9 protein-coding genes are annotated in these 10176 nt (G+C 43.8%); 8 read left to right on the forward strand and 1 reads right to left on the reverse strand.

All coding sequences use genetic code 11. The annotated features are described in order from the left end of the window. The first annotated feature begins 109 nt into the window (after positions 1-109). From BM283_RS15825 to BM283_RS15850, 6 genes are all read left to right on the forward strand, one after another. A complete protein-coding gene (locus BM283_RS15825) occupies positions 110-625 on the forward strand; it encodes a class I SAM-dependent methyltransferase (protein ID WP_090694827.1) in 516 nt (171 codons plus the stop codon). Positions 626-1286: 661 nt separating this feature from the next. Further along, complete coding sequence (locus BM283_RS15830) at positions 1287-2819, forward strand: DEAD/DEAH box helicase (RefSeq protein WP_254776408.1); 1533 nt, start codon at positions 1287-1289, stop codon at positions 2817-2819. A 2-nt stretch (positions 2820-2821) separates the two neighbouring features. Next, positions 2822-3283 (forward strand): YaiI/YqxD family protein, encoded by a 462-nt coding sequence (locus BM283_RS15835; RefSeq protein ID WP_090694829.1) that lies wholly within the window; start codon positions 2822-2824, stop codon positions 3281-3283. A gap of 787 nt (positions 3284-4070) precedes the next feature. Continuing rightward, positions 4071-4571: an HD domain-containing protein gene (locus tag BM283_RS15840; RefSeq protein ID WP_217646560.1), complete on the forward strand. Its 501-nt coding sequence runs from the start codon at positions 4071-4073 to the stop codon at positions 4569-4571. Between the two features lie 637 nt (positions 4572-5208). Further along, complete coding sequence (locus BM283_RS15845) at positions 5209-5592, forward strand: DUF4398 domain-containing protein (RefSeq protein WP_090694835.1); 384 nt, start codon at positions 5209-5211, stop codon at positions 5590-5592. A gap of 98 nt (positions 5593-5690) precedes the next feature. After that, on the forward strand, positions 5691-6488 hold the full coding sequence (locus BM283_RS15850; RefSeq protein ID WP_090694837.1) for an OmpA family protein: 798 nt from the start codon (positions 5691-5693) through the stop codon (positions 6486-6488). Between the two features lie 665 nt (positions 6489-7153). Here BM283_RS15850 and BM283_RS15855 read toward each other — a convergent pair. Then, positions 7154-7732, reverse strand: a complete 579-nt coding sequence (locus tag BM283_RS15855; RefSeq protein WP_090694839.1) for an HdeD family acid-resistance protein — start codon at positions 7730-7732, stop codon at positions 7154-7156. Between the two features lie 1412 nt (positions 7733-9144). On the opposite strand from BM283_RS15855, the gene BM283_RS15860 reads away from it, so the two are divergent. Further along, positions 9145-9447, forward strand: a complete 303-nt coding sequence (locus BM283_RS15860; protein ID WP_090694842.1) for a hypothetical protein — start codon at positions 9145-9147, stop codon at positions 9445-9447. Positions 9448-9612: 165 nt separating this feature from the next. Continuing rightward, positions 9613-10050 carry a hypothetical protein gene (locus tag BM283_RS15865; protein WP_139225309.1) on the forward strand — a complete coding sequence of 146 codons (438 nt, stop codon included), beginning with the start codon at positions 9613-9615 and terminating at the stop codon, positions 10048-10050. Positions 10051-10176 lie beyond the last annotated feature (126 nt).

Genomic DNA, 10176 nt, shown 5'->3' on the forward strand with positions numbered 1-10176 from the left:
GACTGCATTCAGCCAATGGATATTTATCGCCGCTAGACTACGAATTGCAGCACAAAGCTGCTTAACATTGTGTCCAGAAAAATGTTGACACATCAGCATTGACTTTTCGATGATTCGAATATTGAAAGGATCATCAGAAGACGTCAAACCTGATGGCATTTTGGCGCAAGTCGGGCCGGTTCGGTTTTTTAGTGTGGATGGCGGGCACTGGAAGTCAATCGTGCAGAACGATCTTATACTGGCAGAGAAGACTTTAAGCGCAGAAGGGGTAATAGCACTGGATGACTATTGTCGAGCAGAGTGGCCAGATGTGACTTACGCATATTCGTTATGGCAGAACGATACCAAGTCTGACATTATTCCTTTTGCTGCTGGTTCAAACAAACTATATCTATGCCGAAAAGAGTATGTACAAAAGTATCGCGCTGCCTTAAAAGGACCATTTCTGCGTCAGTACTTTACGAAAAGCTACCACACCGACGGTGCTGTAATAGATTGTTATCGACTGGAACCATATAACCAAGATGAAGAGAGCACAACCAAAGCCATACTGCTTTCATTCGGCATATTCCGTCCAGATATGTTTATCACCTTAAAAAATTGGTTCCGAAAAATTCGGAAATGAATGCGTCTAGTTCTTGCCTTCAGTCTAACAAGTCGCTGCACTGGACAGCAATTCTGCTGTACTTCATTGATGCCGGAGAGCTTGATCGTTAGGCGCACACCACGCACGCGAGTATTGTGAACGGAATTATCACGAAGAAGGAGCAGCGATGGAATCCAAAGAACTCACCGGCAGCCAGAAAGCACAAAAAATGGGGCCAAGTACAGCAACCCACCAATTTAACCTTCCTTCAACACGCTGCAATAGCCCTCTAAAAGAGCTTGCGTCTGCTTCAATATTAAAGCTGATAACTCAAAGACTGTGTAGCAACAGGCACTTCGGGTAAGAAAATCCACTAAAAGTAGATGGGTTAGCGCAGCTTGGGTGCAGACGACTAAAGCCGTCTATACGCACCAAGCGAAACGCGCATAAGCCAACATATTTAAAATCAAAGTCACCATCTAAAGCCGGGGATTTTTACCAGAGTTATGGAAATAAATCCATTTTTGTTCTGCAAGTCCGTATAATACAAAGCCCCTGCATCTAACCAATCACTGCAGCGGTCTTTCTTCTCATCTAATGATCAGTCCGATATTTTTTGATGTCGATTATTACTGATTCTTTATTCGTCTGCCTCGATTGGTGCTACTTATGAGTAACAGGCCGTCGCAGGAGTATTACCTTGTCTGTTCAATCAAAAACTCTAGAAAAAACTCTTATCACCTCTCCTTTCAACGAGCTGGGATTAAGTAAGCCCATCTTGCGCGCGATTGCCGACGCTGGCTATATCACGCCCACACCTATCCAGCTCAAAGCTATTCCGCAAATATTGTGCGGTAGCGATCTGCTTGCTGGCGCGCAAACCGGTACCGGGAAAACTGCCGGTTTCACATTACCCATCTTGCAATTGCTGAGTCAGAAAAAAGCTACCAGTTTAGGAAAAAACCGTCCACGCTGTTTAATCTTGACACCCACGCGTGAACTAGCCGCACAAGTAGAAGAATCGGTCAAAACTTATGGCAAATATCTGCCGCTTACTTCCAGCGTTATATTTGGCGGAGTAAGCATCAACCCGCAGATTACGCGCTTGCGCAAGCCACTGGATATCCTGGTCGCCACCCCTGGTCGTCTGCTCGATCACGTTAGCCAGAGAACGCTGGATTTATCCGGGATTGAGATCCTCGTGCTGGATGAAGCCGATCGCATGCTGGATATGGGTTTCATCCACGATATTAAAAAAATTCTTGCATTGCTGCCTAAACAAAGGCAGAGCCTACTGTTCTCTGCCACCTTCTCAGACGAAATCAGGGCACTGGCTGCTACTCTGCTAAGGAACCCAGCTTTTGTTGAAGTGGCACATCGCAACACTACCTCAGAGCTGGTCGAGCAATCGGTGCATTTAGTGGATCAAAGCCATAAGCGTGATCTGATGAGTTATCTGATCAAATATCATAATTGGCAGCAAGTGCTGGTTTTTACCCGAACCAAACATGGTGCCAATCGCTTGGCAGAAAAGCTGATCAAAGATGGGATCGAAGCTGCCGCGATTCATGGCAACAAAAGCCAAGGCGCTCGCACCAAAGCATTATCCCAATTCAAGCAGGGAACCGTACAGGTGCTGGTTGCCACCGATATCGCCGCACGCGGGCTGGATATCGACCAACTGCCGCAAGTGGTAAATTTTGAGCTGCCGAATGTACCTCAAGATTATGTGCACCGCATTGGTCGCACTGGCCGTGCAGGTAGCCCTGGCGCTGCGATATCGCTGGTAGACCGTGAAGAAATGAAGCACCTCCGCGACATAGAGCGGTTGATAAAACGTGAGCTTCCCAAAACAACTGCCCCAGGCTTTGTCGCACCTACCAAAATTGAACCTGAAGCACCCAGGCCATCGAATCAACCACGACGCGCCATCAACCAAGGTAACACGCCAAATCAGACCACCCGCAAAGCAGGAGAGCGCGCTAAGCAAGTAGTCAATAGTCGCGCGAAAAATGGACGCTTGGAACAATCCAAACAACCCAAACAACACAGCCTAAACCATACTTCTCGCTCAAAACCAGCCGGCACTCAGCAGCACTCAAATAATGCGCAAAACTCAGCGAAGAAACAACCTGCTCATAAAATGTCTGAAGCCGCACGCCATCAAGCCATGCCCCAGACCACCTGGTTTTCGCCAAAATCAAGCCCCCATTCAAGCAAGCGTGGGCATTAATCATGAGAATTTGGGTAGATGCTGATGCTTGCCCTGTCGTCATTAAGGAAATTTTGTTTCGTGCAGCAGAACGCACCCAAATTGTGACCACACTGATTGCCAACAAACCGTTGCGTGTTCCACCCTCACCTTATATCAAGACGCAACAGGTACCAGGCGGCTTTGATGTGGCGGATAACAAGATCATATTGGTACTGCAACCAGGTGATCTGGTCATCACTGCTGACATCCCGCTTGCGGCACAGGTAATTGCAGCAGGTGGTCATGCCCTCAACCCGCGCGGCGAGCTCTACACCACCGATAACATCAAGGAATGCCTTGCCATGCGCAATTTTATGGAAGAATTACGCAACAGCGGAGTAAATATTGGAGGAGCCTCTCCCTTTAGCCAGGCTGATCGTCAAGTATTTGCCTCGAAGCTCGATTGGCTGTTAGCACGCTATTTCAGATCCCCTACTCCATGAATTGAAATGCAATTGACTATATACAAAATGTTCTGCACGGATCAGGTTATCTGTTTGAGCTAATCAGCTGATTGACAGCAATTTTTAATTGCGCTGCCACAGCATCAATGGTGATCATCTCAAAAACCCAAGGTATTTCAACAGCTATCAGCGGATCCTATCCTTTATCCCCCTCCCTCTTCATTCCTTAAGCGTCCTAAGGGAGGAGAACGCAACAATTTAACCACAATCTTTTCCAACCCTCGAATAAAATTTTCCTCCCCACACGGCAAAACTCTTCTACTATTTACCGCAAGATTTTCATGCATTTCATGGGATCAAATCTTGCGTTGCAACAAATACAAATACCAGGTATCAGTCATCACACAGTGTGACAAACCTATTGAGGCAATAATGCTTTTATTGGTGAAGTACAAAATATATTCGTTTGAAGCAAAGCGGTAATATTCATATGAACGAAATTGTTGCCGATATTACGGATAGAGGAAAGATAATGAATGTGATATACCAACGGGACATTACCCACTATTTGAAACCGCAGCGTATTCTAATGTTGATTATAGGGCTGTTAGTCGGTTAGTTTATTCATTTTGCAAGCTATTATGACTGATACCTTTTCTACTGTATCATTGCGAAGATTTAATTCCAGTTAGCTACCCAAGTGATATTAACGAATCAATGGAAAGCGTCTTGGGAAGGGCTGGGCATCTCAATCACTCCTATGCTGGATCAGGAGTTTAAAGAACTCATCGCCCGGTACTCCGAGCCCCACCGGAGGTACCATACTGTGCGCCATATTGAAGAGTGTTTTGCGAGGCTCACCGAAATCCGCAATTTCGCAGAGCATGCCGCCGAAGTAGAGCTAGCGCTTTGGTTTCACGATGCGATTTATGAGGAGTACTCCAGCCAGAACGAAATTAAGAGTGCAGAGCTAGCAGTAAAGAAGGTACTGGCCGCCGGTGGGACCAAAGATGCCGCTACCCGTATCTCAAACTTGATCATGGCAACCCGGCACGCCGTACTGCCACACAACAAGGACGAGCAAATCTTGATCGACGTAGACCTATCCATCCTCGGTGCAGAACCTGAAAGGTTTAAGGAATACGAGCGGCAGATAAGGGAAGAGTATTCTTGGGTTCCGTATTTCTTGTTCAGAAAGAGGCGGAGGAAGATTCTGAAGGATTTTCTCGCGCGGCCAACGATATTTAATACACCTGTGTTTATACAACGTTATGAAAAACAGGCTCGACAGAATATTGAACGTTCGATGACACGATTAGATAGCTAACCAGGCAATCAACCGAACCCGTTACAAACATGAGACCAGGTCTTGCTTTTTGTAGCATTAGTAAATACTGACAGTTAAAAAAATAAAACTGCCTCCTCCCGTTTTTCGGTGCAATGACGAGTGCGGCTTACGCAAGCTAGCCCATTTATCATTGCAGGGGCAGTGCTAGAGCATTGTCTGTATCGAACCTGAACGCACCAGCTTCCCGTTTAACCTTCCAGGTAAAGAACTCAAGGCAGCACCTGAAGCAAGTGGCGCGCAGAAGACAGAATTAGCAAATAGGTGTCAAGTTTTATGGGATGATAACAGCCATTGAACTTGCCCGTCGAGTTTGATCTTTTTTGCCAGGTAGACAAAGTCATGTTGCACTAACAGTAAAATAGCAACCATATCTCTGATTTTCCTGATGATGAGTTGCAATTAAGTCATTTTTTGTTCGGCCAGCAATGTGTTTGACAGTCAGTTTGATTTCCAGTACATTCATTTTTTAGTGAAAAAAAGCGTTTTATTTTTTTCTGCGTTACCAGGGGTTTGATATGTATTAGCGAACAACAAGAACCTCGAGTATTGATGTTTTTTCTTGTCGCGTCTCGCTGTCAAATACCCCTGAAAGCCAAAATCCATTTGGAGGTCAGCGATGATGAATAAGATTGCGCTACTGAAAAAAGCACTACCAGTTACGTTGTCAATGATCGGCAGTGTTATCCTACTAGCTGCTTGTGCTAGTCCAACGCCGGCACAACTTGCCATTTCGTCAGCAGATGAAGCTTATGATCGGGCGATCAGCGCTGATTCTGCAAAATATGCGCCACTGCCAACCCACTTAGCCAAAGATAAACTAGATCAGGCGAAATCCTCCTTCAGCAAGAAGGACTATGAGATCGCACGGCGGTTAGCCGAAGAAGCCCAGGTCGACGCCCGACTGGCCGAAAGTACCGCTCAGTCCGAGCGGGCACAATCGCAAGCTCAAGAAGTTCAAAAAGCGATAGAAGATCTTCGGCGGGAAAGCAAGGTACGCTAGCTCTGTACTCCAAGCCGACACGTAACCTCAGTCTATTACGCTCGACGGTTTATAAGATAGTGTTTTCAGCCGCCGATCAATAAAAAAAGGAGACGACGATGACTACTCAAAGCAATCGTTTTTCTTGGTGGAACAATCGTGCATTTACTGCATTTACTATTTGCCTCGCAGCTACATTGAGTGCTTGTGCCACTCCCAACGGGGCGCTGCAACAAGCACGGTTAGCTTACGATCAAACTCGACAAGATCCAAAAGTTGTCAACATGGCACCTGTAGAACTCCAAAAGGCTAGCGAGACTATAGCGCGGGCCGAGCAGGCTGGAGACCGTAAAGAAACTGCTCATCTTGCCGGCATCGCCCAAAGACAGTTAGAGATTGCGCGCGTTGAGGCTCAACGGAAGGAAGCCGAAACAGCAGTAGAGCAATTGATTAAAGAGCGTGATCACATTCTATTAGAAGCGCGAACTAACGAAGCTCGCGCGCTAGCGAATGAATTGGCTGAGTTGAAGGCCGAGCAGACGGAACGTGGTTATGTGATGACGCTGGGCGACGTGCTGTTCGAGTACAACCGTGCAGCTCTAAAGCGTGGTGCGCAGCTGAATCTTTCTCGTCTCGTTTCATTCTTACAATCCCATCCCGAGCAAAATATCCTCATCGAGGGGCACACGGACAGTACCGGATCAGAATCTTATAACCAGAAATTATCTGAGCAGCGAGCCCAATCGGTGCAGAATTTTTTAATAAGCAGCGGCATTAACCCCCAGCGCATCACGGCTCAAGGTTTTGGGGAAAGTTATCCGGTGGCTTCGAATAGCAACGCAGCTGGCCGCCAACAGAATAGGCGGGTAGAAATTATATTCCCTAAAGCTGAACAAGCCGGTGCTACGGGCAGATAAGAAGATTTATTTTTTGTAACGAGAGCTTACTCTGAAATTCATCAATTTTTTTGCATTGCCAGGCAAGCTTCGAATTTGAGATGAATTGAGAGAACAAACAAAGAAAGGGTGAATGAGGTGCAGAATCAAGCATTCTTATTCTTGCGAACAATAGTCTCCATCGTTCCAAGAATAAGTTCGTTGGGTGCGTGAGTGAGGTAGCATATACTACGCTGGCTGACGCCCCTCTTTTGACAAATTGTCATCAAGGGGTTCAATGAGGAGATGATAATGGTTACCCATCAGATAAGTAGCCATGCCACAACCAGTTGTAATCCGTAACAACTGCTCTAAGGATTTCTAAAAACCTTCATCGGTCATCATCATCTCTTCATAAATATTTTCGTTGCGATCTGCACGTGATGTGACGTGATAAAGCATGTTCGGCAATCCTAAACGGAATAGCCCTTGACATAATCTGTAGTATATCCCCTTATTTTTCTTGATTCACGACCTGGCCTTATTTTTGATGCTTATTTTCCGTTTTTTGCTGGACACAAACTAAACAACAAACCAAGAAAATGCCTGGGGTCTAGGACCTTACGAGAGGTTACGAAAATCACAAGGTACAGGTGCTGAGAGATTGATGGGTTACACACTTATTACGTGAATTCAAGTTTTGGTATTTAGGTTGAAGCCTTCTTTTCCGCTTCATGACTGATGTTGCGTGCTGCCATAGCCATAGCAATTAACAGCCAGCCATTGATCAGCATCTCAATAGCCACAAATAAACCAATTACCCAAAACGCAGTTTCTGGCCACCCATAAACAATCATACCGGCTAACAATAAATCAATCAAACCACCTACCAGCGTTAATTGCCATTTCCATCCACGTTTTCGGCAGTTCCATGCATAACTAATACGTGACAAACCGATAGCGATCAAAAAGCCCGCTAACACAAGGGTAAGGCTGAGTGTACCGCTCACTGGATCCCACACTAACAATCCACCAAATACGATATAAATTAGCGCGATAAGCAGATGCAAAGCACGACCTGACCATTTAACTTCTTTTGTAGCCAAGCCATGCCAGAGCTGAAAACAGCCGGACACCAGAGTTAAGGCACCAAACAAAATTACGCTGGCCAAGGTCAGGTAGAATTGCATAGCTATACCAAGTATTCCAAAGATGATCAGAGTTATGCCAAGTGCCAACAGCCAACCCCAGCTAACTGGCAATTCTAATTTTTCTTGATCTATCATCCTATTTTCTCCTATTAAGAAAAATTTTTGAATATCAGCTTGTCACAGCAACTCTAAACCCGCAATTTTTTACCCTATCCCCATTTTAAAAATGCCAAACATGGATTAATTCACAACTATTTTGCATCCAAGCTCCGGAAAGATAGTTCATATTTGTGTTCGCTCTTATCGGAGTCAAATTTTTCATCGAGGTTTCTTGCTATCTTTTGTTCAATCTGATCAATATGCACGCGGCAAATTTACTTGGAATTTAATTATCTAAGTCAGATTCTCAGAGAGCTGTAAATATTAGAACAAGGAATAAGCTTAATACAGGCAGATGTGAAGAAATAAATATATGATTTTTTGACATGCTGCTTTTTCTCTATTGACTAGAATAATGTAAATGTCTTATAAAATTTTATTTCATTACATCCTTTTAAAATTTGGAAATTCAATCTGAATCAAAGTTCATTATTTTTAAGGCCCAATTAAAAAGAGCGTGAATCGCGACCTGCCCCCATTTTCGTTATTCATTGAGCCAGTGAAAGGGTGCCATCAATAGGTAATCTATCCCTCATGTTGACCATTTCTTTCATTGCTTCAAAAAAATGCAATAAAACCCGTCTATATACGGTAGAGGACAAGCAAACGAGCTAGCAAAAACCAAAAGAGGACAGCTCTTGAAAACATAAAACCTGCTTACTATTAGCCTTACCAATATACATACTGTGCTTCTGACCTTTATCAGCTTTTCCCTCGGCCGAACACGCGCGCTGGTAGACCTTGCTTCTATAATTGTTACGCCTGCCCGCTTATCGACGCTCGTAGAGGCGATGTTCCACAAACTCACTCACGATAGGTTGGCGAACAAACAAATCAGGCCTCAGTTCTTCGAGTGGAATTCTAGCCATTTTTTCCATCTCTAATATTCTGTTGTAGGATATTTCTTTTCACTGAGACACGCAGCAGCTTTCCTTAAATTCAGGAGCTTAGAAAGTTTGGCAGCGCCGCCCACACTTTCTGTAATTTATTGATATGGTCTTTACTCGTGAGTCAGCAAAGAGTGGGCGAGGAGAACTTGAAAGGCATCGCTAGCATCGGAAATTATGCAGCTATGGTCGATAAGGACAACTCGATGTCACCTACCTACCAGGAGAGCGATATCTTGGTTGTTGATACTAGGGTGAATACAGTTGATGTAGACGGCATTTGCGTCTAAGTACAAACAATGATTTGCTTGTTAAGAGAATAAGAAGAAAACTTGACGGCAAGCTGGGATATCAAACGATCACCTTATCATGAAGCTTTATGATATCTGTAATGGAAAAGAACAACCGAGTATATATGAGCTAGTAAGGTTGGTGTGCAATTGCAATAAGGTTTGATGGATTACTCAAATATAATATATTCATATTTGGCAGGAGACCCAGATGAACATTAAGATTCTCACACTCACTTCACTGATAACACTGCTTTTTGTAACACCGGCGTTGACAAAAGTGCTCGATGACAATGTTCCATTATCCAAAATCCCAGAAAGAGTTCAGCACACCATCAAGGAATATACGCAGGGTGGAATGATAGAAAATGTTGAAAAGCGGACGATGAAAAAGAAAATCACCGTTTACGAAGCAGAAGTCATCAAGCCCAATGGTGAATCCATCAATATTATCATCGAAGAAGACGGCACTTTCATCGAAATGCGGCAGCCTCATAAAATTAAACCTCATTGACGGATCCAATGGCGCGGTTTGTAGAGCTGATACCTGATCAATTGGAAAAACATTAATTCCTATGGGGGCCTAGTGGCTCTCATCTTACAAGCCTCCATTTGACGACATTGTCATATAATAAGAAAATCTCACCTTTGTGGCTCATTGCCATTCATTTTCAAAAAAATGAAAAATATAGAATTAATTATGGGGATAATTTCTGCCATAAGTGCTTGGGGAGTGCTTTCATTCCTGCGGACAGGTATGAAAAAGCAGCGGACAAACAATACAATCACCAAAACAGAAATTTCAAAATCCATAATTGAAACATATCCTTTTACTCAGATAGATAAAAATCACAAGGAAAATGGAATAGATGAAAAGGATAATTGGAAACAATTTGATTTCTACAGAGCAATCGTACGCAAAGCCAAAGGAAATTATCTTATTACCTATACAGATCAATGTGGGTTAACCACAGAGAGAAATATTAGTATTAAACGTATATACGATAAAGATAGTAAGTTTGCTTTAGATGTCCACTGTCATTTACACAATGTATACCCATCGCACATGAAATTTCTGCACTCAGGTGCTACCAATGATTTGGAAATTATCAGTTAATAATGTGCGTAATTCTGCTTCGTAATGATCGGTTGCTGTAAAAAAAGCTTGGCAAGCACTTTTGAAAAGTGAAAAAGTTTCATAGTAGCGCCCATACAGGATTTTCTTCTTGAAAAATTTCCAATA

It is taken from the genome of Nitrosomonas sp. Nm34 (assembly GCF_900113925.1).
Lineage (GTDB): Bacteria > Pseudomonadota > Gammaproteobacteria > Burkholderiales > Nitrosomonadaceae > Nitrosomonas.

Bases quoted from the DNA above. Each gene is read 5' to 3' on its own strand.
- BM283_RS15825 (WP_090694827.1), top strand. From the start codon at position 110: ATGATTCGAATATTGAAAGGATCATCAGAAGACGTCAAACCTGATGGC.
- BM283_RS15835 (WP_090694829.1), top strand. From the start codon at position 2,822: ATGAGAATTTGGGTAGATGCTGATGCTTGCCCTGTCGTCATTAAGGAA.
- BM283_RS15845 (WP_090694835.1), top strand. From the start codon at position 5,209: ATGATGAATAAGATTGCGCTACTGAAAAAAGCACTACCAGTTACGTTG.
- BM283_RS15850 (WP_090694837.1), top strand. From the start codon at position 5,691: ATGACTACTCAAAGCAATCGTTTTTCTTGGTGGAACAATCGTGCATTT.
- BM283_RS15855 (WP_090694839.1), bottom strand. From the start codon at position 7,732: ATGATAGATCAAGAAAAATTAGAATTGCCAGTTAGCTGGGGTTGGCTG.
- BM283_RS15860 (WP_090694842.1), top strand. From the start codon at position 9,145: ATGAACATTAAGATTCTCACACTCACTTCACTGATAACACTGCTTTTT.
- BM283_RS15865 (WP_139225309.1), top strand. From the start codon at position 9,613: ATGAAAAATATAGAATTAATTATGGGGATAATTTCTGCCATAAGTGCT.